Origin of the sequence: Streptomyces sp. NBC_01363 (assembly GCF_026340595.1) — a bacterium.
GTDB lineage: Bacteria > Actinomycetota > Actinomycetes > Streptomycetales > Streptomycetaceae > Streptomyces.
In genome coordinates this window covers 471,851-496,543 of sequence record NZ_JAPEPF010000001.1, presented here as the reverse complement: position 1 = coordinate 496,543, position 24,693 = coordinate 471,851, and the positions used below count along the sequence as shown (strand labels likewise).

Genomic DNA, 24,693 nt, shown 5'->3' with positions numbered 1-24,693 from the left:
CATGACCGAGAAGATCGCCCTCACCCCGAGCACCCACACCACGCCCCCCGCGAAGTTCTCGCACGGGGTGAAGAAGGGGAACATCCTCCAGGTCGCCGGCCAGGTCGGCTTCCTGCCCGCGGTCGAGGGCCAGGCCCCGACCCCCGCCGGTCCGACGCTGCGCGAGCAGACCCTCCAGACCTTCGCCAACGTCAAGGCGATCCTGGAGGAGGGCGGCGCGAGCTGGGACGACGTGATGATGATGCGCGTCTACCTCACGGACGTGGACCACTTCGCCGAGATGAACGAGATCTACAACACCTACTTCGGCGAGCAGGACCTCAAGGCCGCCCCCGCCGCCCGCACGACGGTCTACGTCGGCCTCCCCAAGGGCCTGCTCATCGAGATCGACGCGCTCGCGGTCCTCGGCTGAACCAGCTGATCCACTTGCCGCGGCTGTTCCACGCGCACGGCACGGCGCTCCGCCTCGCAGGAGCGCATGATCTCCGTGGTGCTGCGCGTCGCCCAGGGCTCGGCGACGGTCGCCATCGTCACCACCGCCGGCATCGTCGTCCCCCTGGTCGAGGGCCAGGACCTCTCGCAGGCCCATCTGGCCCTGATCATCATGGCGATCTCGGCCGGCTCGATCTTCGCCTCGCACGTGAACGACGGCGGATTCTGGATGGTGTCGAAGTACTTCGGCATCTCCGAACGCGACACCCTGAAGTCCTGGACGGTCCTGGAGACGGTCCTGTCGGTCGCGGGGTTCGCGGTGGCGGCGCTGCTCAGCCTGGTGATCTAGGGCCTCCCGTCCGGATCGCGCCGGAGGCGCCGCACCGGGCCGGTTCAGGCCCCCGACGCGCAGATGATGCTCCGGCCGTTGTTCACCGGCCAGTACCAGAACCGCTCTCCGCGCCCGGCCGGACAGGTCCAGTTCGTGCCGGGCGCGGGCGCCTTGTAGTAGCCGGTGATCCGGAGGATCGACTGGCCGGCCCGGGGCACGGTCGACGCGTTGCAGTTCCACACCACCGTCAGATCGGCGTTGGTGGCCCCCTTGACCTGCGCGGGGAAGCACTGGCCCACCTGGTACACGCGGTCGAGGCAGAGCGTCCTCACGACACCGTCCGCACCGGACTTGCGCCACCAGGTGAAGCCCGGCCCGCTGTCGCAGGAGCTTGAGGCCCCGGCGGCGGTGCTGACGCGATTGACATGCATGTAGGCGTTCGACGCCCGGCAGCCCACCCGGACCGGGCTGGTGGCGCTCATGTTGCCGTGCCCGTCGTTGTACACGTCGAGACAGTCACCGGCGCGCACCGCCGCGAACGCCAGATCGGTGGCGTCCGGGGTGGGAGTCGGAGTGGGGGTGGGCGTGGGGGTGGGTGACGACTCCTCGGTGCCGCTGCCGGAGTCGTCGGTGCTGCTGCCGCCGCTGCCGGAACCGCTGTCGCCGTAGTTGTCGGAGTCGGTGCCGCTGCCGTCCGTATGGGTGTCGAGGTCGCTGCCGGAGGTGACGGCGCCGGCACTGGTGGTACCGGCGGAGGACGCCCCGCTGCCGCTCCCCTTCCCCGCTTCCCAGGGCTGCCAGACCACCAGGGCGACGACGACGGCCACGGCGACCAGCCAGCCCCAGTTCGAGGAGCCGCCCGAAGGCGCGGCCGGCGGGGGCGTCGCGCGCGTCGTGCCCGGGGTGGGCGAGGCGGTGGTGGACGAGGCGGCACGCGCCCGAGCGGCACGGGCCGCCTGCTCGGCGCGCTGCCTTTCGGCCCGCTCCCGGCTGGCCCGCTCCTGCGCGGCCCGCTCCCGCCTGGCCCGCTCCTGCGCGGCCCGTTCGCGTTCGACGCGCTCGGCCTCCAGCCGGGCCGCCTCCGCCCGCTCCCGTTCCGCCCGCTCCCGTTCCGCCCGCTCCCGTTCCGCCCGCTCCCGTTCCGTACGCCTGGCCTCCTGGCGGGCCGCCTCCACGCGTTCCCGTTCCGCCCGCTCCCGTTCGACGCGTTCGGCCTGGTCGCGCTCCGCCTGTTCCCGTTCGGCCTGCTCCGCCCGCTGCCGCTCCGCCAGCTCCGCGAGTACCGCCAGGTCCTGCCTCGCACGCTCGCGGCGGGCGCGGTCACGGGCCGCGCGGGCCTCGCGCTCCGGCGGGTAGACCAGTGTCGGGGGCGGGGGCGGCACCACCTTCGTGCGCTGGTCGACGGTCGGGGCCACCGGGTGCGCATGGCGGTCGTTCGCGAGTTCCAGGCCCTGCGTCGCGTACGCGCCGATCAGCGCCGTCCATCGCGGCGGCAGCCACCGGGTGCCGCTGTGCGTAGCAGGCAGGCCGGCCTGGTCCTCGCGGAACCGGGCGAGCAGCTCCGCGGGCTCGGGGCGCCGGGCCGGGTCGACGGCCAGGCAGGGCCGGACCGTCGCGACGAGCTCCTTCGGCAGGCCGTCGAGGTCGAGCTCGCCGCGCTGGACGCGGGCCAGCAGCCGCAGCGTGTCGCCGTCCGCGGCGTACGGCGGGCGCCCGGTGGCGAGCAGGAACAGCGTGGCACCCAGGGAGTAGACGTCGGATGCGGCGGTCGACGCCTCGCCACGGGCCTGTTCGGGGGAGGTGAAGGCGATCGTGCCGAGCGTGAGGCCGGTGAGCGTGAGGTCACTGGCGTGCGAGATGCCGAAGTCGATGACCCGGGGACCCTCCAGCGGCAGCAGCACGTTCTGCGGCTTCACATCGCGGTGGACGATGCCCACCCCGTGCAGGGTGACCAGTGCCTCCGCGGTCCCGGCGGCGATCCACCGTACGGCCGAAGCGGGCAACACCCCGCAGTTGCGCACGAGTTCGGAGAGCGGCGGTGCGGCGATGTAGTCGATGGCCATCCACGGCCGCTCGGCGTCGGGGTCGGCGTCCCGTACGCGCGCCGTGTACGCGCTGTCGACCCGTTGCGCGAGCGACACCTCGCGGGCGAAGCGCCGCCGGTCGATCTCGCTGACGGTCCCCTCGGCCAGCAGCGTCTTCACGGCGACGAGCCCCCGCCCGCCGCGCTCGCCGCCGCGGGCCAGATAGATCCGCCCCATGCCGCCGGACGCCAGGCGTCCGATCAGCCGGTACGGCCCGAGCACCGCCGGATCGTCCCCGCCCAGCGTCTGAATCCGCGCCCCGGCCATGTCCCTCCCCCTGTCGCACCGCCACCGCGCCCCACAACGGTGCCATGAACATGCCCGAACGGCCATGGAAGTTTCGCGGTCCCGGACAGGCTGTTGCGGGTCCGGGACAGAGCCGGGACGGCCGCCGGACCCGGAACATGCAGCAGCGCCGCCGGGGGAGCGGCGGCGCTGCTGGTCACTGATGCCGGCCGGTGGTCACGGCAGGCCGTGCGTGTGCGGATCGGTGGTCATGGCAGGCCGTGTGTGCGGACCGGTGGTTACGGCAGGCCGTGCACGTGCGGGCCCACCGCGTTCGACCAGGCGTTGCCCGACTTGGCGTCCCAGGCGGTCGACCAGGTCATCGCGCCGCGGATGCCCGGGTACGTCTTCGAGGGCTTGAACGTGCCGCAGTTGGTACCGGAGGCCAGGCAGTCCAGGGCCGCGTTCACGACCGACGGGGAGACGTAGCCGCCGCCCGCGGCGCTGGTGGAGGCGGGGACACCGAGTCCGACCTGGGACGGGGCGAGGCCGCCCTCCAGCTGGATGCAGGCGAGCGCGGTGAGGAAGTCCACCGAGCCCTGCGAGTAGACCTTGCCGTCGCAGCCGAGCATCGAACCGCTGTTGTAGTACTGCATGTTGACGACGGTCAGGATGTCCTTGATGCCGAGGGCCGTCTTGAAGTACTCGCCCCCGGTGGACTGCATGTCGATGGTCTGCGGGGCCATCGTGATGACGAGCCCGGAGCCCGCCTTCTGCGACAGCGAGCGCAGTGCCTTCGTCATGTACGTGGAGTTGAGGCCGTTCTCCAGGTCGATGTCGACGCCGTTGAAGCCGTACTCCTGGATGAGCGAGTAGACCGAGTTGGCGAAGTTGGTCGCGGAGGCGTCGCTGTTGACCGAGACGGATCCCTTCTCGCCGCCGACCGAGATGATGACGTTCTTCCCGGCCGCCTGCTTCGCCTTGATGTCGGCCTTGAACTGGTCGACGGTGTAGCCGTTCAGGCCGGCCGTGTCCAGGTTGAAGGTGACGGCGCCCGGTGTGCTCGTGGCGTCGGCGAAGGAGACCGCGATGATGTCGTAGTTCGCGGGCACGTCGCTGAGCTTCTGCACGGTCGCGCCGTTGTTGAAGTTCTGCCAGTAGCCGGTCACCGCGTGCTTGGGGACGGAGGTGCCGGGGTTGGGGTTGCCGCCGCCCTCCTTGGCCGTACGGCCGCTGACCGTCGTGGACTTGACGGACTCACCGGCCGCGTTGGTGGCGGTCACCGCGAACTGGTAGGCCGTGTCGGCGGCCAGCCCCGTGACCGTCGCCGAGCTCCCGGTGGACGTGGTCGCCTTCTGGCCGTCCCGGTAGACGGTGTAGCCGGTCGCGCCGGACACCGCGTTCCAGGACAGGGCCACGGAGGAGGAGGTGGTCGCGCCGACCGCGAGCCCGGCCGGGGCGGACGGGACGGTCGGCTCCGGGTCGGTGCCGCCCCCGCCGTCGGGGCCGTTGACCGAGACGTCGTCCACCAGGTAGGCGGCCTGCCCGTACCAGCCGTGTGTGTAGACCTCGACCGAGGTGGTCTTCGGGCCGGTCTTGAAGCTGGTGGTGAGCTGGGTCCAGTTGCCGGAGCCGGGCGACCAGGTCGACACATCGGTGGTTCCGGTACCGCTCGCGCCGAGGTACGCGTACCCGCCCTGCACCCAGGAGCTGAGCGTGTACGTCGAATCGGGCTTCACGGCCACGGTCTGGGCGCACCGCGCGGTGTCCTGGCCGGACGGCGTGGCCTTGAGAGCGGCGGTGCCACCGTGCACGGGGGAGGAGACGGTGCCGCCGCTGCCGCCGGTACAGGTCCAGTTGGCGAGGCCGGACTCGAAGCCCGCGTTCCTGGCGACGTTGATGTCGGCGGCCTGGGCGCTTCCGGCGAGACCCGTGGCGGTCAGCGCGCCGGCCGCGAGGACGGCCACGGCGGCGCCGAGCCGGATCCGGCCGCGGTGCCCGTGGATTCTGTGGCCGCTGAGGGGGGAACGTTCCACTTGCTGCCTCCGTGGGGGAGTTGGGGATGCCTGCCGGGCGTACCCGGGACGAGCCGGCGGGGTGGACCGGCGGTACTCCGGGCCGTCCGGGAGGTGACGGGGAGAAGAAGGGGATGTGGAGTTGAGGAACGGTGGCCACCGCTGGCCGATAAACTGGTCCAGACCAATCGAGTTGTCAAGACCTCTGGCAACGAGACCTGCGGCGATCGAGTTCGCCGAGTCGGTCCGTACGCGCTCCGCTTCCGCCCCGCGAAGCCCTCCGCGGGACCCCGAAGTCCAGGCGGCGCGCCTGTGAATTGACGTTTTGTTGACCTCTCGGGGTCCCGCGCGGGTGATGCCGCGGGAGTGCTCGGACAGTGACGGACCGGCCCTCCGCGGGGGTCGGTGCGGGAGGTTCCGCATCCGTGCTGACGTGCGGAGATGAATTCCCGGCCCCAGGTGACGGGAAGGTGGACCGGTAACCCTCCGCAGTTGTACAGAAGTTGACGATTTTCGATTTGATCCGATTTAGCACGCGGGCGTTACACGGGCGCCTCGCACACGTTGTCGGACTGGCCTCCGAAAAGTGTTCTCTGCCAGGTAGGACGTGGATAAAGTGCTGAGGCAGAACCGCGGAGCAGGAGCGATTGCGGCCGACGTCATGACCGGCGTCCGGCCGGAAGCCGAAACGGGGAACAGCGTGCCGACCGCAATAGCAGTGACCAGTGCTGACTTGGTACTACCTCCGACCGATCAGCAGACACCGACAGCCGCCCTGCTGCAGGCGCCCGATGTCCAGGCGCTGGAGATGGCCATCGGTGACATGCATGTGCTGCTCGAACAGCACGGCTATGTCGTGGCCGTCTACCCGACCGGCATCTCGCCCGCCCACGAGCGCCGGCTCTACTCCGTGCGCTCGGTCCTGGAGAGCGACCGCATCGCCCTGGTCAAGGTGGACCTCCCGCCGCTGGGCGTCGCCGTACTCGTCAGGCAGTTGCGCCAGCTGTCCATCTGTGACTTCAGCCCGGGAGTGGTCGCCTCCGCCGCCCGGCTGCTGACGCACTACATCCACGCCGGCGCCCTGCTCCACTCCGTCACCAAGTTCGACCGGGTCCCGGTCGACCTCAGGACCCATGCGAAGTCCTGGGTGCCCGGCTCCCAGTTCGCCGTGGTCGCGGGACCCGAGCCGCAGCTCGTCAGGGTCGGCCCGAAGGCCGACCCGCCGACCGGTCCGGAATTCGCCACCCACCTGATGACCGCCAAAGGGCAGTCGCAGTCGGAGTGGGTGAAGGAGACCCTCGCACCCGCGTGGCAGGTCCAGTCCATTCATGAGTCCGCACTTCCGTCCGAATCCCCGGCATGGTGGGGAACCGGAAAACTGGTGGAATTCGCCGCCTACCTGCCAGACATCTCCGTCCTGTACCAATTGGTGTCCTCCGTACGCCGTGAGAACTGCCGCTGGTGCCGAATGGAACTCATCGGTGATCGCTGCGGGTTCTGCTCCTCCCCGCTACCCGCGGCCGAGCACCGAATGCACACCGCCGGTGTCCTCAGCCATGAAGCGCTCGCACCACCGCAGTCCTAGCGCTTCCGCTTTCCTCCGTAGACGCCCTTCTGTCCGCTGCCCCACGCATCCGAATCGAACGAGGTTGTCCGGCCCATGAACTCCCGTCAGCGCCGCGGCGTGATACTCCTGCTTTTGTCGGTTCTGTGCGCCTTCGGCGCCTTCGCCGGCGTGCTCTCGGTGATCAGCGATGTCAACTCCAAGGTGGGGCCCGAGGTTTCGGCCTACCAGCTGAGGTCCGACGTGGCGCCCTATACCGCGCTGTCCTCCGGGCAGTTCGAGAAGATCTCGATGCCCAAGCGCTGGCTCTCCCACAACGCGGTCACCGATCTCTCCGAGGTGAACGGCAAGATCGCCGTCACCCAGCTGCGCAAGGGCTCGCTGCTCCAGTCCGACATGATGCAGCGCCGCCCCGAACTGCAGCCCGGGGAGCAGGAGATCGCCATCATGATCGACGCCGCCACCGGCGTCGCGGGCAAGATCACCCCCGGCGCCACCGTCAACATCTACGCCACCTTCCCCGGTGAACGCGATGGTGACCCGTCCCAGTCGAAGGTCATCGTCTCCAACGCCAAGGTCCTGGACGTCGGCAAGCTGACCGCCCTGGAACCCAGCCAGGACGGCAAGTCCAACATGGGCACCGAGGCCGTCCCGATCACCTTCGCACTCAACACGCTCGACACCCAGCGCATCGCCTACGCCGAGTCCTTCGCGGAGCACGTACGCCTCGCGCTCCTCGCCTCCGGCAGCGACAGCACCATCCGTCCGGGCGACCGCACCTACACGCTCGACAAGGACAAGTGAGGATCGAATGACCACGAGGATCCTCCCGGCCGTCGGTGACGTCGACGCGGCCAGATCCGTCACCACCCTGCTCAGCCAGCTCCCCGACGCCGAGCCGGCCGCCCCGGTCACCGACTCGACCCAGCTCATCGACACCCTCGCCCGGCTCGCGGGCGAATCGCTCGACGATCTGCCCGAGGTCGTGCTGGTCCACGAGCGGATCGGACCGGTGCCGGCCCTGGAACTGATCCGGGAGGTCTCCCTGCGCTTCCCCGCCATCGGGGTCGTGCTGATCACCGCCGATGTCACCCCCGGCCTGTTCGCGTCCGCGATGGAATCGGGTGCACGAGGCGTCGTCACCCTCCCCCTCAGCTACGAAGAACTGGCCAGCAGGGTTCAATCCGCGGCCCAATGGTCCGTCGGCGTCCGCCGCCACCTGACCACCGGCGCCGATGTCTTCACCGGCCCCGGCGGTACGGTCATCACCGTCAGCGGCGCGAAGGGCGGCGTCGGGACCACCGTCGCCGCCGTACAGATCGCCCTGGCGGCCCAGACGTCCGGGCGCAACGTCGCCCTGGTCGACCTGGACCTCCAGGCCGGTGACATCGGCTCGTACCTCGATGTGCAGTTCCGGCGTTCCATCGTCGACCTGTCGACGATCACCGACATATCGCCGCGCGTCCTGTCCGACGCCGTGTTCAGCCACGGCACCGGCCTGGCGCTGCTCCTGGCGCCCAGCGAGGGCGAGAGCGCCGAAGAGGTCAGCGACCGCTCGGCCCGGCAGATCGTCAGCGCCCTGCGCTCACGCTACGAGGTCGTGGTGATCGACTGCGGCAGCCAGCTCCAGGGCGCCAGCGCGGCGGCCATCGAGATGGCCGACACGGCACTGCTGGTCACCACACCCGATGTGATCGCGGTGCGCGGTGCGAAGCGGGTCGTACGGATGTGGGAACGGCTCCAGATCCGCAAGGCCGAGGACACGGTCACCCTTGTCAACCGCTTCATCCGCAACACCGAGATCCAGCCGCAGCTGATCGAGAAGATCACCGGAACCACGACGGCCAACACCGCCGTTCCCGCGAACTTCAAGGAGCTCCAGAGCGTCGTCGACGCGGGCCGGCTGCACGAACTCGACTCCAAGAGCACCGTCAAACAGGCCCTCTGGGCCCTTGCGGGCGAGCTCGGCATCGTCAAGGTTCCTGAGAAGGCGGAAAAGAACGGCGCGAAGAGCGGCGCGAAGTTCAAGAACGACCGAGGCTCGATCGGCCGCCGACGCGACCGTGACGGCGACTCCCGGAACCGTTGACGACCTAGGGGGCAAGTTGACCAATGGCACTTACCGAGACGAAAGACACGGAGATACGGGGAAGGCGTTGTGGTGACGCCGCCCCGGCGGGTCCGCCCGAGCGGGGCCTGACACAGGGACGGATGCGCGCCCGGCTGCTCGGCCGGGGGCGTGACCGCGGTCAGACCGCGATCGAGTTCCTGGGCGTCACGCCGCTGATCATCCTGTTGTGCGTCGCACTCTGGCAGTGCGCGCTGATCGGCTACACGTTCTCCCTGGCGGGGAACTCGGCGGACGAGGCCGCGCACACGGGGGCCATCTCGGAGGGCTCGCGGGGCCGCGCCTGCCGGGAAGCGGCCGAGAAGAACCTGCCGAAGGTGTGGCGGGAGGCGATGAAGCGGACGAAGTGCGATGACTCGTCCGGGCTGTACAAGGCCACGGTGAAGCTGCGGGTGCCGGTCCTGGTGCCCGGAGTCTTCAACCTGCCGATGACCATCGAGGGCAACGCCGCGTCGCCGCTGGAGGCCGAGCGATGAGCATGCGCACGCACACACCGGGCCGGAGGACCGCCGGGTCCCGCCGTGACCGCGGGCAGGTCGCCATCGAGTACATGGGCTTCATCCCGCTGATGCTTCTGGTGGGTCTCTTCGCGATCCAGTTGGGGGTCGCCGCGTACGCCGCCAGCCAGGCGGGCACCGGCGCCCGCACAGCGGCGCGTTCCGCCAGCCAGGACGTGCCGCGCGGGGACTCCGAGCGGGCGGGGCGCGAGGCGATGAGTGACTGGCTCGGCAGCTACAAGAACTCGAAGTTCAGCCGACACGGCGGGACCGGAAAAGTGACGTACACCACTCGCGTGAGGATCCCCTCCGTTGTGCCCGGGATCGACGACTGGGGTTGGGCCAAGCGCAGTTCCACCATGCCGCGAGGGTGAGCGGGGCCCGCATCGCACGACCGGAGCACCACAAGCACGTCTGAGCGAGGAGTTACGCAATGAGTCTGCGGGCACGCATGACCGCCCCCGAGAAGAACGGCGGGGCGCGGGAAGACAGCCACATGGTGGCGTCCTACCGCGCCAAGCTGCTCGAAGAGATCGACCTGGCCGAGATGTCCTCGCTCGCCGCCGCAGACCGGCGGGCCCGGCTGGAGCGCGTACTCAGTCACATCATCAGCCGTGAGGGTCCGGTCCTCTCGACCGTCGAACGCACCCAGCTGATCCGCCGGGTCGTCGACGAGGCCCTCGGCCTCGGCATCCTGGAACCGCTGCTCGAAGACGCGTCCATCACCGAAATCATGGTGAACGGGCCGGACCAGATCTTCGTCGAGCGCAGCGGCAAGGTCGAGAAACTGCCCATGCGTTTCAGTTCGCACGAGCAGCTGATGCAGACCATCGAGCGCATCGTGTCGACGGTCAACCGTCGTGTGGATGAGCAGAACCCCATGGTCGACGCGCGTCTACCCAGTGGTGAGCGTGTCAACGTGATCATCCCGCCGCTGTCGCTGACCGGCGCGACGCTCACCATCCGACGGTTCCCGAGGGCCTTCACGCTCCAGGAAATGATCAACGTCGGCTCGCTCGACGAGCAGATGCTGATCCTCCTGGCCGGACTTGTGCAGGCCAAACTCAACGTCATCGTCTCCGGTGCCACCGGTACCGGGAAGACGACGCTCCTCAACGCGCTCTCCGGCCTCATCCCCGACAGTGAGCGCATCGTCACCATCGAGGACTCAGCCGAGCTCCAGCTCCAGCAGAGCCACGTCATCCGGCTGGAGTCCCGGCCGGCGAACGTGGAGGGGAAGGGCCAGATCACCATCCGTGACCTGGTCCGCAACTCCCTGCGTATGCGTCCCGACCGCATCGTCGTCGGTGAGGTCCGTGGTGGCGAATCGCTCGACATGCTCCAGGCGATGTCGACCGGTCACGACGGCTCGCTCGCCACCGTGCACGCCAACAACGCAGAGGACGCGCTCATGCGTCTGCAGACCCTGGCCTCGATGTCCGAGATCAAGATCCCGTTCGAGGCGCTGCACGACCAGATCAACAGCGCCGTCGACGTCATCGTCCAGCTCACTCGGCACGCCGACGGTTCCCGAAAGATCACCGAGATCGCCGTTCTCGACTCGCACGGCAGGGACCCCTACCGCATCGTGTCCGTTGCCCGGTTCGACGCCCAGCCCATGGACGCCGAAGGACGGATCCACGGCGAGTTCAAGTACCTCCCGATCCCGCGCAAGATCGCCGAGCGTCTCTACATGGCCAGCCAGCCCGTCCCGCAGGCCTTCGGGGTCGCCGAATCCGCCGAACAGCTCGCCACCCGAGAGGCTAACTAGGTACGTGCCATGACGAATCTTCCTCTTCTCACCATCGGCGTCACGCTGCTCTGCGGCGTCACGGGCGTCATGGGCCTGCACGCCTACTCCGGCGGCAAGGCCGACCGGGACGCCATGGTGGACCGCCTGTCGTACACCGGTCACATTCCCGAGACCGGGCGGCACCGCCGGTTCCGCGGCCTCGACGCCAGGCTGCGCAGGACCGGCCTCGGCCGGAAGCTCGAACTGAAGCTGGCCGCCACCGGCCTCGACATCACCCCGGGTGAGTTCTTCGTCTGCGCGCTCGCAGCGATGGCCGGGCTCTGGATGATCGCCTCGTCGATACTCGCGAGCTTCTTCGGCCCGGTCGCCGCCCTGATCGGCCTCTGGGGCACCAACGCCTTCCTGAACTGGGAGCGGACCAAGCGCACCGAACGCTTCATCAACCAGCTTCCCGAGCTCGCCCGCATCCTCGCCAACGCCACCCAGGCCGGCCTCGCGCTGCGCACCTCCATCAGCATGGCGGCGGACGAGATGGAGGACCCGGCGGGCGAGGAACTGGCCAGGGTCTCCCGGCGCCTCGCCGTCGGTGAGCCTCTCGACGACGCGCTGAGCGAGCTGACCGACCGGCTCCCCTCCCGCGAACTCGTCGTCCTCGTGACCACTCTCGTCCTGTCCAACCGGGCCGGCGGTACGGTCGTCAGCTCCCTGCGCAACCTCACCGAGACGCTGGAGGAGCGCAAGGAGACCCGGCGCGAAGTCAAGACCCAGCTGTCCCAGGTCACCGTCACCGCCTACGCCGTCCCCATCTTCGGCCTGGGCGCCATGCTCCTGATGAACGCCGTCATGCCCGGAGCCCTCGACCGCATGACCGGCGCCTTCATCGGCCAGGTCGCGGTGGTCATCGCCATCACCCTCTACGCGATCGGATTCATAGTGATCCGCCGTCTGTCCCGGATCGACGTCTGATGGGCGGGGCGCACATGGACCTCCTGCTCGCGGGCGGCATGGCTCTGGCCGTGTACGGCGTCATCGCCGGTATCCGCATGTACCGGGCCGACGCGAAGCTCCCCGGTGACCTGGCCATCGCTCTGGAGGTCGGCGCGACCCGCACCAGCGCGGTCGGGTCCGGCATCGACCGGCTGGGCATGCGCTGGGCCCCCGCGGTCCTGCGGATGATGGGCCCGAAGGCCGTCAACAAGAAGCGCCGCCAGATCGACATGGCGGGTAATCCGGGCGGTCTGACCCTCGACCGCTACGCCGCACGTCGCGCCGTCTACGGCGCCCTCGGCGGGCTCGGTGCGTTCACGATGATCATACGTGGGCAGCTCTTTCTCTCCCTGGTGCTGATCGCCTTCGGTATCTTCTGGGTGGAGGTCGGCCTCTGGTCGGCGGTCCGCGTCCGCCGCGACCACATCGACCGGACGCTCCCGGACTTCCTCGACGTGCTCGCCGTCGTCGTGTCGGCGGGCCTCGGCTTCCGCCAGGCTCTGGGGCGCGTCGCCGAGAAGTACGAGGGCCCCTGGGCCGACGAACTCCGCATCACACTGCGCCAGATGGACATGGGCGTCAGCCGCCGCGAGGCGTTCGAGCAGCTGCGCAAGCGCAATGACTCGGAGCAGGTGGCGATGTTCGTGACCACGCTGCAACAGGGTGAGGAACTCGGCGCACCGATCGTCGAGACACTGATCCAGATAGCCAACGACATGCGGCGCACGGACGCCCAGAATGCCCGCCGGAAGGCGGCCAGGGCCGTTCCCAAGGCCACCTTCGCCGTCACCACCTTCCTTCTCCCCGGCACCCTGGTGCTGCTGACCGTCGGCTTCGTCTACGGGGCCAACGTCGACTTCAGCTTCCTCACGGGCTGATGACGTGAACGACGCGGACGGCGGGCAGGACGGTCAGAGGGAGGTGACAGGCTCATGTCTTTCCAACTCGGCGGCATCCAGACCGGACTGAACGCGGAGGTGCGCCGGGCCATCACGGATCCCGGATCACGCCCGGCGTTCGCGATACAGCTCAACGCGCTCCAGGCGATGTGCCGGCAGGTTTTCGGCTTCCGGCTCGCGATGATCGCCATAGCCACACCGTTCGCGATCAGTCATACCGCTGCGGGCCCGGCATCTTGGCTGATCGGCTCGGCCATCCTCGTCACCTTCATGGGCTCGTACGTCCTGTTCCGCGACTGGGAACGCTTCGGCCCCGTTCTCCTGCGCCACCCCTGGCTGCTCGGCATAGACGCCTTCTTCGGCGCCCTACTGCTGATCACCGCAAGCCCTGAGTCCACCCTGGCCTACGTCACCGTCTGCACCCCGTTGCTGGCCGGTCTCGTCTACGGCTGGCGCGGTGCGGCGGTCTTCGCCGCACTCCAGATCGTCATCGTCCTCGGGGTGTACGGAACCGACCCGAAACTGCAGCCCGCCGATGCCACGGCGCTCCTGCTCCCCGGTTTCTGCATGATCGCGGGCGCCGTCGGCGTCACCCTGCGCAATCTGCTCCTCCGCTTCGGGACGGCCAGCCAGGCCCTCACCGAGACCAGAGCCCGCCTCGCCGTGAACGAGGCCGTGGAGGGCGAACGCACCCGGCTCGCCCGGGAGATGCACGACTCGGTCGCCAAGACCCTGCACGGAATGGCCCTGGCCGCCGACGGCCTGGCCGCCTCGTCCGACCGGATGGACCCGCTCGCGGTGAAGCACCAGGCCGAACTGGTCGCCAGGGCCGCCCGCCGCGCCGCGGCGGAATCCCGGGAACTCCTCTCCGACCTGCGCCGCGAGTCCGGTCTCGATGGTGGCGTCGACTTCGTCCGCGAGCTCCATGCCCGTGCCGACGACTTCACCCGGCGCCAGGGTCTGACGGCCACCTTCCGGCTTCTCAGCGAGGAGCCGATCCCGCACGTCCCGCAGGTTGTCGCGCGTCAGCTGCTCATGGTCGCCTCCGAAGCGATGGAGAATGCCCACCGCCACGCACAACCCACCTACCTCGTCGTACTCGCCGGAGTGCAGGGCGATGTCCTGCGCCTCAGCGTGTACGACGACGGGCGCGGCCTGCCCCCGGACACGACACTCGACGATCTCCGGAAGGCCGGGCACTTCGGCCTCGTCGGCATGGTCGAACGCGCCGCGTCCATCGGCGCACGCATCCGTATCGGAAAGGGCCAGGAGACCAAGGGCACCGAAGTGCGCCTGGAACTTCCGATCGCGGCTCTGCATGTCCCAGCAACTGGACAGCAACTCAACTGAACAGCAACCGAACCGAACAGCTCCCACTCCACCCTCACCCCCCATGACCCCCTGAGAGGAGGTCGCAGATGCCGGACGACGTCTCGCGCACGTCGGGCCAGAACTGGGCCGCACAGAACCATGTGTCCCAGCACACGTCCTCGCACGTCACCCCGCTCAACTCGGAGCCCAGCTCCCAGGCGGTCCCCGCCCCCACCCCAGTCCCCCAGCACTCCGCGGCATCCGAGTCCCTGCCTCCCTTCCCCGCGCCCCCGCCCACGCCGGTTCCCGGCGCTCTGCGGGTCATCGTCGCCGACGACAATCCGGTGGTTCGGGCCGGCCTGGGCGTCCTGCTCTCCGGCCGCGACGACATCGAGGTCGTCGCGGAGGCCGCGGACGGCCGCCAGGCCTACGACATGGCCGTACTGCACCGCCCGGATGTCGTCCTGCTCGATGTCCGTATGCCTGGCGTCGACGGCATCTCCGCCCTGCCCCATCTCGTACAGGTCGCATCAGTCATGATGCTGACGTACAGCCGCGAGAGCGAGATCGTCCACGAGGCACTGCGTCTGGGCGCGGGCGGCTATCTGGTCCACGGTGAATTCACGGCCGACCAACTGGTGCAGGCCGTATGCGACACCAAGTACGGCCGGGCCAACTTCACGGCCACTGCGGCCAATGCCCTCCTGGCTCATATGCGCCAGGGCCCCGGCCCACAGGGACGACCACTTCCGGAGGGGCTCGGAGCAGCCCTGACCACGGGCGTTCCCTACCAGGGGGGCGGCTACGACGGTCACGCCTCAGGTTCTGCTCAGCAACACGGTGCGCCTGCACATACACCCAAGTCCGAACCGACCCCACCTGCGGCGCGACCAGCCCGACCATCACAGGGTCTTTCGCATCTGCAACCGGTTGTGACACAGTCTTCTATGACCGGGGGACCAGGTGCTGGTCTCAACAGGCAGCAGTTCGGGCTGAGTTCGCGGGAGGTGGAGGTCATGGAGCTGATCGCGTCCGGCATGAGCAATCAGCAGATCGCCGCCACCTGCTTCATCAGCGAGAAGACGGTCAAGAACCACATCAACCGCATCTTCACCAAGCTGCACAGTGCCAGCCGCAGCGAGGCCATCGCCCGCTGGCTCGGCACGGCCCCCACGGCAGGGCCAGGGGTGCGCGGGGCCGGTGGTCACCATGGTTGAGCGGGAGAGCAGGGCCACGGACGTGCGTGCGGGGCGTGGGGCCCGGCATGCACCAGCACCGCAGACCCAACTGACGGATTGGGCCCGGGAATGGGCCCTGGGACCCTCTGGTGAGCAGGGCGTGCCGCCGTATGTTTCTCACGTCGCCGGCGGTACCGGCCAGGAGGAAGCCGGTACCACGGGCGACGCCAAGGAAACGTGCGTGTCGGCCGACTACCGGTCGGCCGAACCCGGAGGGGAACACCATGACGGACATCACCCTGAAGACTGCCGTTCGCATCAACGGCTGGGCCAACACCGCGGTGAGCCGCATCCAGAAGCGTTACGAGAACATGGACCGCGGCCAGACGGCGTTCGAGTACCTGGGCATCATCCTGGTGGTCGTGGCGATTATCGGTGCGATCGTGGCCACGGGTATCGGCAGCGCGATCAGCGAGAAGATCAAGGGCCTTGTAAGCAGCATCAAGACCCAGTAATGCGCCATCGCCTCCGCACCGATGCAGGGCAGGCCTTCCCCATCTACATAGTGATGGTGGCGGGCCTGCTCTTCCTCGCGTTCGCATTCTTTGCCGTCGGCAAGGCCGCTGCCTTGCGCAACGGAGCCCAGGGGGCCGCGGACGCCGCGGCCCTGGCTGCCGCCCAGCAGACTCGTAAACAGTTCGGGGCACCGTTCTACGCTTCGCTGCCCGGGAAGATGCTGGATCCGTTTCTGAATGCCCACCCCGTTCTCGGCTGCCCTGCGGCCTACGGACTGGCCTCGGCGAACCGGGCACACGTCACGGTCTGTGAGCCGCTGCCTGGCGGCCTTCGGGACCGGATCAGGGTTGAGGTCGAGGGCCGTGACCCGGTGGACTCACCGGTGGTCCCGGACACGGAGAAGACATTCCCGGAGACCGAGGCCACAGCCGTTATCGAGTTCCGCTGTCCCGACTGGGAGTCCGTGGACTTCAACGACGACGGCGTCCAGGACATGTACTTCTTCTCATGCAGGGGCGGCGAGATGCTTGAGATCGAGCCGGCCAGTCCACCGCCCTGGTCCAAGGTGAGCAAGATTCTCTACGACGTGCACCTGGTCGACAATTGACGGCGAACGACGAGTAAAGGAATCAGAACTCATGAGCATTCGGTGCTCCACCAAGTCTCGACGGGCGGTGGCAGCAGTTTCTCTGGCGGCTGCTCTGGCCCTGGCCGTCACGGGCTGCGGCACTGACGGTGGCGGCGAGAAGACGAAAGATGCAGGTTCGTCGCCATCCTCCGCGCCTTCGAAGTCCTCCGAAGAGGACAAGGGGGCGAAGCAGGAGGACACTGCTGCCGGGGACAACGTGGACCCGAATGTGAAGCTCGCCGAGGTCAGGGGAGACGGACTGACCCTCGTGATCAATCAGGTGAAGCGTGACTCCGGAGGGTTCGTCACGGTTCAGGGTGAGCTCAAGAACGTGAGCGACCGGACGCGGAACTCCAGCGGTTGGGAGGGCGCGGAAACCAGTATCGTCAACGCAAACCCGAACTCTGTTGCTGGTGCCACGCTGGTGGACAAGGCGAGTAAGAAGCGCTACTACGTCCTCCGGGATACGGAGAACCGTTGCCTGTGCACCACCGGCATCTCCCCGTTGGCGCCGTCGGCGGCGACCCCGATCTTCATGCAGTTCCCGGCACCTCCAAGCACGACGGCGGAGGTCGACTTCACCCTGCCGACGTTCGCGACGACATCCCTGAAGATCTCGGGGTGACGGCCGACATGACCTACAACCGGATCCGGCCGAAGCCGTTCGGCGCTGCCGGCCTCTCTGTTGCGGCAGCCTTGGTCGTTGCGAGCATCACCTTGTTCGGGGCGACCCCGGCGTTCGCCGACGACGGTCCGAGTGTGCCCCCGGGCACCGAAGCGACGTCGGTGCCCCCGGTCACGCTGGACCCCAAAGACCCCGACCTGAAGATGCCCGAGGGTGGCACGCTCGCGCCGGCCAAGGTGCTCGACATCGTCCAGGTGATCGAGGACGAGGGCGGCGAGGAGCGTCGCGAGGACACCAACGCGAACATCAAGTTCGCGCTCCAGGCCGAAGTGCTCTTCGGCAAGGACAGCGCGAAACTGAGTTCTGCGGCTAACTCCCGTATCGCTGCCATTGCCGCCGAGATCAAGAAGCAGAACGCCACCAAGGTGCGCGTCTTCGGCTTCACCGACAACCTCGGTTCGTCGGCCCACGGCGACGTGCTGTCCAAGCAGCGCGCCAACGCCGTGCAGGCGGTGCTGGTCAAGGACGTCGGATCGACCGTCACCTTCGAGATCCGCGGCTACGGCGAGCAGTACCCGATCGCCGACAACAGCACGGAAGAAGGCCGCAAGAAGAACCGCCGCGTGGAGGTTTCCTTCCCGCGCGGCACGTCTTCCTGAGAAACCGCGCCACACCAGGGGCCCTGTAGGGTCTCAAAACTCACTGCATAATCTCAGCGAGAATTGCACGGCGGCGGCATTTATGCCGCCGCCGTGAGACTCGCAGGTCGGAGTATCACCTATTCGGGTGGCGAGAGCAGTGAACCATCCCGCCCGCGTTCGCTGCGCTGGAACCTTTGCTGCACAGGAAGTTGATGTGTGGCTGGGGGTGTGCGGTGGGGGAATTTGCTGCGTCCGTGAGCGTCCGTCCCGAGGGGCGTGCGGTGGTGGAGGACCGGCCCTGGAGCGAGGTGTCCGTCGAGCTCTTGGCGTCGGCGGTGCCATGGCGAACGTTTCGCTGGTTCAAGGGGCAGCGGCACTACTCGGGTATCTACTGGTCGGCGACGACGAGCGACCACGTGATCTACGAGTCGCGGCTGGAGTTGGCGCGCCTGCTCTTCGCCGATTTCGATCCTTCCGTACGCCACATCGTGGCCCAGCCGTTCCTGCTGAAGGCGGCACTGGAAGGGAAGGTTCGCAAGCACATCCCGGACTACTTGCTGATCACCGGGCAAGGGCCCGTGGTGGTGGATGTCAAACCGCTGCGCCGGGTGTCCAAGCCTGAAGTGGCCTTCACCTTCGACTGGACCCGCAGGGCGGTGGAGTCGCGCGGCTGGCAGTACGAGGTTTGGAGCGAGCCGCCACCGGCGGAGTTGGAGAACATCCGCTTTCTGGCCGGCTATCGCAGGTCCTGGCTGTTCGGCACCGATCTCCTGGACGAGCTGCGTGGTGCCGATCTCGATGGTGTTCCGTTGGGGCAGATCACGAGCCGGGTTCCGGGATACGCCGAGCCGCAAGTGCGGGCCGCGGTGCACCATTTGCTCTGGACCCGTGAGCTCCTCGTGGATCTCGATCGCCCGCTCGATCCGTCCCGAGTGTGTCGGAGGTCGGCATGAGCGGTGCTGGAGCAAGGGTCGGGGTCGGTACGCGGTTCCGCTACGACGGAGAGACCGTCGAGGTGGTGCAGATGGCTGCGACCACGGCAGGCAATGAAGTAGTCCTGAAGGACGGCCGGGGGCGGCTGCTGCGACTGTCACTCGCGGAGCTGCTGTTCTCCGACCGGGCGGCCATCATTCCTGATGAGCCGGGGCCGTCGGCCGAAGACGACGTAGAGATCGCGTCCGTGGCGCTGGGGCAGCTGGGGACGGCGGAGCGGGCGAAGCTCCTGGAGCGGTCCGAGCACGTGCGAGAGGTCATCACAGGCTTCCGGTCGGGTAGTTCGGAGCTGGCGCGGGAGGACGAGCCCCGCCAGGAGTACAACCCGGAGCTGTCCCGGGAAGCCCGGTACGCGGCGAAGGCGGCCGAACTGGGGGTGTCTCTTCGTACGGTGAAGCAGTGGGTCGCTGACTTCCGCAGTCATGGCGAGGCCGGTCTGGCACCGAAGAAGGGACTGGTCCGCAGGTCGCAGGTGAAGGCGGACGAGCGGTGGGTGGAAACCGCGTTGGAGGTGATGGTCGAGCACACCGGGGAGTCGAAACCGTCGCGGACGATGGAGATCGAGCGGACTCGGGCCCGGGTGATCGCACGGTTCGGGGCGGATGTGGTGAAGCTGCCGAGCCGTGCGACGGCGTTTCGGCTGCTTGAGGATCTGGAGCGGCAGCATCCGCTTTTCCGGCTGAGCACGAAGCGGAACCGGGACATCGCGGATCGTCCGGACGGGGTCTACGGGAAGCTGCGGCCGACACGGCCGGGCGAGTACCTGGTGATGGACTCCACGCGGCTGGATGTGTTCGCCTTCGATCCGGTCACACTGCGGTGGCTGCAAGCCGAGCTTTCGGTCGGTATGGACTGGTACACCCGCTGCATCACCGGGGTTCGGATCACGCCGGTCTCCACGAAGGCGGTCGACATCAGTGCGGTGCTCTATCAGTCGTTCCGTCCCCGTCCGGCGGGGCGTGACTGGCCGCGGCATGCGGTCTGGCCCGAGCACGGCATTCCGCGAACGGTCCTGGTGGACGTCGAGGCGGCTGAGGGCCCGGGTTTCGCCTCGCCGCCACTGGTGCCGGAGACGTTGGTGGTCGATCACGGCAAGGTGTACGTCTCGGAGCATCTGACCAGTGTCTGCCGCCGGTTGGGGGTGTCGGTGCAGCCTGCGAGGCTGCGGACGGGCCGGGACAAGGGTCCCGTGGAGCGGTACTTCCGGACCCTGCGGGAGGGGCTTCTGCAGGCCCTGCCGGGCTACAAGGGACCGGACATCCACTCGCGGGGCGAGAGCCCGGAGGACGACGCGTTCTTCTTCCTCGACGAGCTGGAGGAGATCGTCCGGGAGTGGACCGCGACGGTGTATCACTGCCGGCCGCATGCGGGGCTGGTCGATCCCGGTGTGCCGGGATTGCGGCTGTCACCTGCCGCGATGTTCGAGCACGGCATGGCCAGGGCCGGTTACATCGAGGTGCCCCGGGATCGTGACCTGGCCTTTGAGTTCCTGCGGACCGAGTGGCGCACGATCCAGCACTACGGTGTCGAGATCGGCCGCCGCCGCTACAACGGGCCCGCGCTCAATCCGTACCGCAATGCCAAGAGCCCTCACCGGGGCCCGGCCGAGGGCAGTTGGCCCTTCCAGGTGGACCCCGATGACATCACCCGGATCTACTTCCGTGATCCGGCCGATCGCCGCTGGCATCCGCTGGTCTGGGAGCACGCGCCGTCGGCCGATATGCCGCTGAGCGAGGACGCGCTGGCGTTCGCCCGGAAGCTGGCGGCGGCAAAGTACCGCTATCCCGATGACCGGCTGGCCGTCGCTGATCTGCTGGAGCGCTGGAACCTCGGCCTGGGGACCTCGATCGTCGAGCGGCGGATGGTGTTGCGGCTGTCGCGGGAGCAGGCCGGAATCGAGCTGCCGGGGACCGAGGGCGAGACGGAACCGGTCATTTCGCTGCCCTCCGTACGCAAGGCGTTGGGGCAGGAGGAGGGCCGGTCGGAGACAGCCGAAGTGGAGCCGGAGCCGGAGGCCGAGTCAGGAGATGACGACGACGCTGATCTGGAAGACCTCGCCGACGAGGACGACTTCTACGCCGATGCCTTGGAGGATGTGTGAGCCCTGTTGCCGGACTGTCGAACCTGGGCAACTTGGCTCTGTCGAAGAAGGAGGACTTCAAGGCGTTCGCCGACGCACCCCGGCGACAACAGCCCGAGGTGCTGACCCGGAAGCAGCTCAAGGTGCTCGGCTCGCAGGCGCGGGCCGGGTACGACCGGTCGCGACGGGAATGGCATGCCAACTTTGGGCCAATCAAGACCCCGCAATTGGTCGAGCTGCACGAGGACCTGTGGGACATCACCGACAGCAACTTGCAGGACGGCGACAAGGCCAAGGGGGCCGTGGCCGTTGACGCCTTTCCTGGCCTGGGTAAGACCACGTCGGTACTGGCCTTTCTACGCGAGTTCCACCGAAGAGAGATCGCGGAGAAGGGCGAATTCACCGATCAGGGGCACGAGCGGTGGCCGGTCTGCCGGGTTGGGCTGACCGGCAACACCGGCATGAAGGACCTCAACCGGGCCATGCTGGAGTTCTTCGAGCATCCCGGCCGGTCCCGGGGCACCACCGTCCAGCTCGGCCGGCGGGCCCTGGACTGCGTGCTGTCCTGCGAGGTCCGCGTACTCGCCCTCGATGACCTGCATTTCCTCAAGTGGGGCAAAACGAGTGGCATCGAGGTCAGCAACCATCTGAAGTGGATCGCCAACGAGTTCCCCGTGACCCTGCTGATGGTCGGGGTCGGGCTGGCCGACAAGGGGCTGTTCAGCGAGGGATCCGCAGCAGGGGACACCGCGCTGGCCCAGACCGGACGCCGCACAACCCGGCTGGACATGCGGCCCTTCACGATCACGAACGAGGCCGGGCGACGGGAGTGGAACCAGATGCTCCTGGCGCTGGAACAGCGCATCGTCCTGGCAGACAAGTACCCCGGGATGCTCGCGCACGACCTGTCCGACTACCTCTTCTCCCGCAGCACCGGCCACATTGGCTCCCTCATGACGCTGATCAACCGTGGCTGCCAGCGGGCCGTCCGCAGCGGCAGCGAGTGCCTGGACAAGGACCTGCTCGACCGTGTGAAGAACGACGAGGCGTCCGAGAACGCCCGGCGCGAACTCGAAGCGGCACTGGAAGCCCGCCGACTGACCAGCCGCCCCCGATCACGCCAGTCCGCATGAGGACTACTCCGGGGACGTTTCCCATCAGGCTGGAGGCACTACCGGGTGAGGCGCTTGATTCCTGGCTCGAGGCACTTGCGCACCGCCTTCACACGCCGCTCGGCGATGTTCTCAACGGCCTGGGGCTGCACGTGCTCGATGATGAACTCCCGGTCGGAAGGGCCTCGACCGAGTCGCTGACCAGGCGGCTCTCCCCGGGCATGGCAGCGTCCATCGCCGAGGCCACCGGCACGCCCGTCGCGACCCTGCACGCGATGACCCTGGCCCATTACGACCAGCGGGTCCTGGACCTCGACCCCCGCTCCGGCCTGGCGCTCAATGCGACGCGCTGGGGGAAGAGTACTGGCGCACGTTTCTGTACGGAGTGCCTGGCCGAGTCGGGAGGCCGCTGGCAGCTGGGCTGGCGACTGGGCTGGTCGTTCGCCTGCATCAGGCACAACCGGCTGCTGGCCGACCACTGCCCGCAGTGCCGAAGCCGACAGAGAACCCGGGCTCCGGCAACTCGCGAGATCCCACATCCTGGGCATTGCCCGAACACCTTGCAAGCGGGCAGCACTGATCCCGGCCGACGGCGCTGCGACGCCGATCTTGCCCAGACGGCCACCCCGCTCCTCGACGCCGACCATCCCGTGCTGGACGCACAACGGCTCGTGTACGTGATCGCCGACTCCGGCACCGCAGCCTTCGGCCCCTACGCCAACCATCCGCAATCCGCACTCGGCGCCCTCGCCGACCTGCGCGCGCTCGTCGGGGAGATTCTGTTCCACGCTCCCCGCCACACCCTGGCCGAACGACTACCAGCGGATCTCCCCATCAGCGCCGACGAGTTGAACGCCCTTTTCGCCCCGTCCGATGTCGGCACTGAGGCCCGCGTGGGGATGCAAAGCCCGAAGAGCGCTGCCATGACCGCGGCCGGTGTCGTCCTCGCAGTGAACATCCTCACCCGGCCGGACATCCAGCAAGCCGGCACCGCTGCACGCTGGATCACCCAAGGCGACCGCGAGTCTCGCCCATCACCCGGCCGGAGGTTGCTCGCCCCCTGGGGCACGGGCACCACCGAAACCCTCCGAGCAGTCCAGCTCGCGACCATCGGCCCTCAGCTCCAGGCCGTCTACCAGCTCCGCTTCCGCGTTCAGACGTCCCGTCCAGGTACCCAACCACACGACATCCCCGCCCGGCGTATCCGCTCACTTCCTGCCGCATTCTGGCCCGAACTCGCCCTGCCCCTCGTACCGCCCGAACTCCACGACTACCGGATCATGAGGCCTGCCCTGTCATGTCTCATCGGGCTCGTCGGCAACCGCCAGTCCATTGACGTCATCGCCGAACTCCTGGGCCAGGCCACCACCGGATTCATGTCCTCCCGCATGCTCGGCCACCTGCGAGAACACCAGCAGTGGCCGGATATCCAGGCCGCGATGATCCATATTGCGGACTACATCGACACCCACCCTGCCCCGATCGACTATGAGCGGCGCCGACGCATCGACTACACCCTCCTACTCCCCGACGGCCAATGGGCCGATATTGCCCGGCAACTCGACATCGTCCGCAGCACCAGCACCCTCGCCCGGCTCTTCAGGAACTACCTGTTCCTACGCATCAGTGGCCTGCCCGCCCGAATGGCTCCACCCACCTGCATCCCGGAGAACGATTCCGCCCGCACCCAACACGCCATGCGCCACCTCCGGTTGACCCCCGAACTCCTCACGCATCTCGACCACGCGGTCGAGGAGTTTCTACGGCGCAACCGCATCACTGACGAACCCGCGACCTGGTACCCGCCGGACAATCTCCTCCACGACCTCAGCCTGCCCGGACATCGCCTCTCCGAGATCGATATCAAGGAGTTGCACAGGCTGATCCGCCACGACGAAATGACGGCTACCCAGGCCGCCGCCCACCTGCATACGACGATCGACGTCGTGCGCTGCCTTCTTGACCGGCACCCGGCACCCGATACAAGCGAACGACGCGCGTGGCCCGCCCCCGTCTCCGATGCCGTCCGCGAAGCCCTCGACTCAGCCACCTTCGCACGGCTCTACATCGACCAGCGGATGTCCCTGCGCGCCATCGGAGAGCTCTACGGCGTCAAAGCTGACGTGATCAGAGGCATCGCCGACGAGTACAGGATCCCGATCCGCACTCCGAAGGAGTACCGACACCGTCAGGAGATCACCCGCGAATGGCTCCACGAGCAGTACGTCACACGCCGTCGCACTCTCGCCGACATCGCCGAAGAGACCGGCATGACCATGTCGAACGTCGCCAAGTGGGCCAGGACGCACAAGATCCCCTTGCGTCCTCGCGGCGGCGCAAGCCATGACGAGAGCCTCCGCATCCGGGACACAGCCAGACAGGCTCCCCGCTTGCTGCGACCCGTACTCAACGGCCTTGCCGCCGAAGAGCGACTCCGGCGGTTCGTGAAAGCTTCCGCCTATCCCACCCTCGGCGCGGCAGCCCGCGACATGGGTGTAAACGGGCCCACCCTCGTCGCTCAGATCAACCGTCTGGCCCGCGAACTGGGCGGCCCACTGCTCGAACGAGCCGAACGAGGCCGCCCCATGAAACTCACGCCACTCGGTAAGCGGGTCGCCAGGGCCGCAATGGACTGGCTATCCAGGTCCTGACACCGATGTCCTTCGGGAAGCATCGCTGCCGCCAGGAATGAAC

At 68.1% G+C, this 24,693-nt stretch carries 21 protein-coding genes and 1 pseudogene; 20 read left to right on the top strand and 2 right to left on the bottom strand.

Going from position 1 to position 24,693, the window contains the following annotated elements; all coding sequences use genetic code 11:
• The first annotated feature begins 1 nt into the window (after position 1).
• Positions 2 to 412 carry a RidA family protein gene (locus OG611_RS02260; RefSeq protein ID WP_266415004.1) on the top strand — a complete coding sequence of 137 codons (411 nt, stop codon included), beginning with the start codon at positions 2 to 4 and terminating at the stop codon, positions 410 to 412.
• 66 nt (positions 413 to 478) lie between these two features.
• Positions 479 to 781, top strand: a pseudogene (locus tag OG611_RS02255) (GntP family permease); the annotation flags it as partial.
• Between the two features lie 44 nt (positions 782 to 825).
• Here the strand turns inward: OG611_RS02255 and OG611_RS02250 are convergent.
• Positions 826 to 3,114 (bottom strand): serine/threonine-protein kinase, encoded by a 2,289-nt coding sequence (locus OG611_RS02250; RefSeq protein WP_266415002.1) that lies wholly within the window; start codon positions 3,112 to 3,114, stop codon positions 826 to 828.
• A 257-nt stretch (positions 3,115 to 3,371) separates the two neighbouring features.
• Entirely contained in the window at positions 3,372 to 5,108 is a 1,737-nt protein-coding gene (locus OG611_RS02245) for a glycoside hydrolase family 18 protein (protein ID WP_323180078.1), read from the bottom strand.
• Positions 5,109 to 5,805: 697 nt separating this feature from the next.
• Between OG611_RS02245 and OG611_RS02240 the strand changes: the two genes are divergently transcribed.
• The 18 genes from OG611_RS02240 (at position 5,806) to OG611_RS02155 (ending at position 24,650) form a co-directional block, all read left to right on the top strand.
• Entirely contained in the window at positions 5,806 to 6,672 is an 867-nt protein-coding gene (locus OG611_RS02240; RefSeq protein WP_266415000.1) for a hypothetical protein, read from the top strand.
• Positions 6,673 to 6,747: 75 nt separating this feature from the next.
• A complete protein-coding gene (gene cpaB, locus OG611_RS02235; RefSeq protein WP_266414998.1) occupies positions 6,748 to 7,455 on the top strand; it encodes a Flp pilus assembly protein CpaB in 708 nt (235 codons plus the stop codon).
• 7 nt (positions 7,456 to 7,462) lie between these two features.
• Positions 7,463 to 8,740 (top strand): AAA family ATPase, encoded by a 1,278-nt coding sequence (locus OG611_RS02230; protein ID WP_266414996.1) that lies wholly within the window; start codon positions 7,463 to 7,465, stop codon positions 8,738 to 8,740.
• Positions 8,741 to 8,862: 122 nt separating this feature from the next.
• Complete coding sequence (locus OG611_RS02225) at positions 8,863 to 9,255, top strand: TadE family protein (RefSeq protein ID WP_323180077.1); 393 nt, start codon at positions 8,863 to 8,865, stop codon at positions 9,253 to 9,255.
• Positions 9,252 to 9,650 carry a TadE/TadG family type IV pilus assembly protein gene (locus tag OG611_RS02220; protein WP_266414992.1) on the top strand — a complete coding sequence of 133 codons (399 nt, stop codon included), beginning with the start codon at positions 9,252 to 9,254 and terminating at the stop codon, positions 9,648 to 9,650. The genes OG611_RS02225 and OG611_RS02220 overlap by 4 nt, the downstream gene beginning before the upstream one ends.
• Positions 9,651 to 9,709: 59 nt before the next feature.
• Positions 9,710 to 11,047 carry a CpaF family protein gene (locus OG611_RS02215; protein WP_266414990.1) on the top strand — a complete coding sequence of 446 codons (1,338 nt, stop codon included), beginning with the start codon at positions 9,710 to 9,712 and terminating at the stop codon, positions 11,045 to 11,047.
• A 9-nt stretch (positions 11,048 to 11,056) separates the two neighbouring features.
• The gene (locus OG611_RS02210; protein WP_266414988.1) at positions 11,057 to 11,995 is read left to right on the top strand and encodes a type II secretion system F family protein; all 939 of its coding nucleotides are present in this window, start codon (positions 11,057 to 11,059) and stop codon (positions 11,993 to 11,995) included.
• Between the two features lie 14 nt (positions 11,996 to 12,009).
• Complete coding sequence (locus OG611_RS02205; RefSeq protein WP_266425467.1) at positions 12,010 to 12,894, top strand: DUF5936 domain-containing protein; 885 nt, start codon at positions 12,010 to 12,012, stop codon at positions 12,892 to 12,894.
• Between the two features lie 54 nt (positions 12,895 to 12,948).
• Positions 12,949 to 14,265, top strand: coding sequence for a sensor histidine kinase (locus OG611_RS02200; protein ID WP_266414986.1), 1,317 nt, complete (start codon positions 12,949 to 12,951; stop codon positions 14,263 to 14,265).
• Between the two features lie 68 nt (positions 14,266 to 14,333).
• Positions 14,334 to 15,443, top strand: a complete 1,110-nt coding sequence (locus OG611_RS02195; RefSeq protein ID WP_266414984.1) for a response regulator transcription factor — start codon at positions 14,334 to 14,336, stop codon at positions 15,441 to 15,443.
• Positions 15,444 to 15,688: 245 nt separating this feature from the next.
• Positions 15,689 to 15,919, top strand: a complete 231-nt coding sequence (locus OG611_RS02190; RefSeq protein ID WP_266414982.1) for a hypothetical protein — start codon at positions 15,689 to 15,691, stop codon at positions 15,917 to 15,919.
• Positions 15,919 to 16,527, top strand: coding sequence for a pilus assembly protein TadG-related protein (locus tag OG611_RS02185; RefSeq protein WP_266414980.1), 609 nt, complete (start codon positions 15,919 to 15,921; stop codon positions 16,525 to 16,527). Before OG611_RS02190 ends, OG611_RS02185 begins: the two co-directional genes overlap by 1 nt.
• 31 nt (positions 16,528 to 16,558) lie before the next feature.
• Positions 16,559 to 17,173 (top strand): hypothetical protein, encoded by a 615-nt coding sequence (locus tag OG611_RS02180; RefSeq protein ID WP_266414978.1) that lies wholly within the window; start codon positions 16,559 to 16,561, stop codon positions 17,171 to 17,173.
• 8 nt (positions 17,174 to 17,181) lie between these two features.
• Positions 17,182 to 17,832, top strand: coding sequence for an OmpA family protein (locus OG611_RS02175; RefSeq protein WP_266425464.1), 651 nt, complete (start codon positions 17,182 to 17,184; stop codon positions 17,830 to 17,832).
• A 263-nt stretch (positions 17,833 to 18,095) separates the two neighbouring features.
• Complete coding sequence (locus tag OG611_RS02170; RefSeq protein ID WP_266414976.1) at positions 18,096 to 18,767, top strand: TnsA-like heteromeric transposase endonuclease subunit; 672 nt, start codon at positions 18,096 to 18,098, stop codon at positions 18,765 to 18,767.
• Complete coding sequence (locus OG611_RS02165) at positions 18,764 to 20,908, top strand: helix-turn-helix domain-containing protein (protein ID WP_266414973.1); 2,145 nt, start codon at positions 18,764 to 18,766, stop codon at positions 20,906 to 20,908. Before OG611_RS02170 ends, OG611_RS02165 begins: the two co-directional genes overlap by 4 nt.
• Positions 20,905 to 22,020 (top strand): ATP-binding protein, encoded by a 1,116-nt coding sequence (locus OG611_RS02160; RefSeq protein WP_266414971.1) that lies wholly within the window; start codon positions 20,905 to 20,907, stop codon positions 22,018 to 22,020. The genes OG611_RS02165 and OG611_RS02160 overlap by 4 nt, the downstream gene beginning before the upstream one ends.
• Positions 22,017 to 24,650, top strand: a complete 2,634-nt coding sequence (locus tag OG611_RS02155; RefSeq protein WP_266414969.1) for a TniQ family protein — start codon at positions 22,017 to 22,019, stop codon at positions 24,648 to 24,650. The genes OG611_RS02160 and OG611_RS02155 overlap by 4 nt, the downstream gene beginning before the upstream one ends.
• Positions 24,651 to 24,693: the final 43 nt, after the last annotated feature.

Bases quoted from the DNA above. Each gene is read 5' to 3' on its own strand.
- OG611_RS02260 (WP_266415004.1), top strand. From the start codon at position 2: ATGACCGAGAAGATCGCCCTCACCCCGAGCACCCACACCACGCCCCCC.
- OG611_RS02250 (WP_266415002.1), bottom strand. From the start codon at position 3,114: ATGGCCGGGGCGCGGATTCAGACGCTGGGCGGGGACGATCCGGCGGTG.
- cpaB (WP_266414998.1), top strand. From the start codon at position 6,748: ATGAACTCCCGTCAGCGCCGCGGCGTGATACTCCTGCTTTTGTCGGTT.
- OG611_RS02230 (WP_266414996.1), top strand. From the start codon at position 7,463: ATGACCACGAGGATCCTCCCGGCCGTCGGTGACGTCGACGCGGCCAGA.
- OG611_RS02225 (WP_323180077.1), top strand. From the start codon at position 8,863: ATGCGCGCCCGGCTGCTCGGCCGGGGGCGTGACCGCGGTCAGACCGCG.
- OG611_RS02220 (WP_266414992.1), top strand. From the start codon at position 9,252: ATGAGCATGCGCACGCACACACCGGGCCGGAGGACCGCCGGGTCCCGC.
- OG611_RS02215 (WP_266414990.1), top strand. From the start codon at position 9,710: ATGAGTCTGCGGGCACGCATGACCGCCCCCGAGAAGAACGGCGGGGCG.
- OG611_RS02210 (WP_266414988.1), top strand. From the start codon at position 11,057: ATGACGAATCTTCCTCTTCTCACCATCGGCGTCACGCTGCTCTGCGGC.
- OG611_RS02205 (WP_266425467.1), top strand. From the start codon at position 12,010: ATGGACCTCCTGCTCGCGGGCGGCATGGCTCTGGCCGTGTACGGCGTC.
- OG611_RS02200 (WP_266414986.1), top strand. From the start codon at position 12,949: ATGTCTTTCCAACTCGGCGGCATCCAGACCGGACTGAACGCGGAGGTG.
- OG611_RS02195 (WP_266414984.1), top strand. From the start codon at position 14,334: ATGCCGGACGACGTCTCGCGCACGTCGGGCCAGAACTGGGCCGCACAG.
- OG611_RS02190 (WP_266414982.1), top strand. From the start codon at position 15,689: ATGACGGACATCACCCTGAAGACTGCCGTTCGCATCAACGGCTGGGCC.
- OG611_RS02185 (WP_266414980.1), top strand. From the start codon at position 15,919: ATGCGCCATCGCCTCCGCACCGATGCAGGGCAGGCCTTCCCCATCTAC.
- OG611_RS02180 (WP_266414978.1), top strand. From the start codon at position 16,559: ATGAGCATTCGGTGCTCCACCAAGTCTCGACGGGCGGTGGCAGCAGTT.
- OG611_RS02175 (WP_266425464.1), top strand. From the start codon at position 17,182: ATGACCTACAACCGGATCCGGCCGAAGCCGTTCGGCGCTGCCGGCCTC.
- OG611_RS02165 (WP_266414973.1), top strand. From the start codon at position 18,764: ATGAGCGGTGCTGGAGCAAGGGTCGGGGTCGGTACGCGGTTCCGCTAC.
- OG611_RS02155 (WP_266414969.1), top strand. From the start codon at position 22,017: ATGAGGACTACTCCGGGGACGTTTCCCATCAGGCTGGAGGCACTACCG.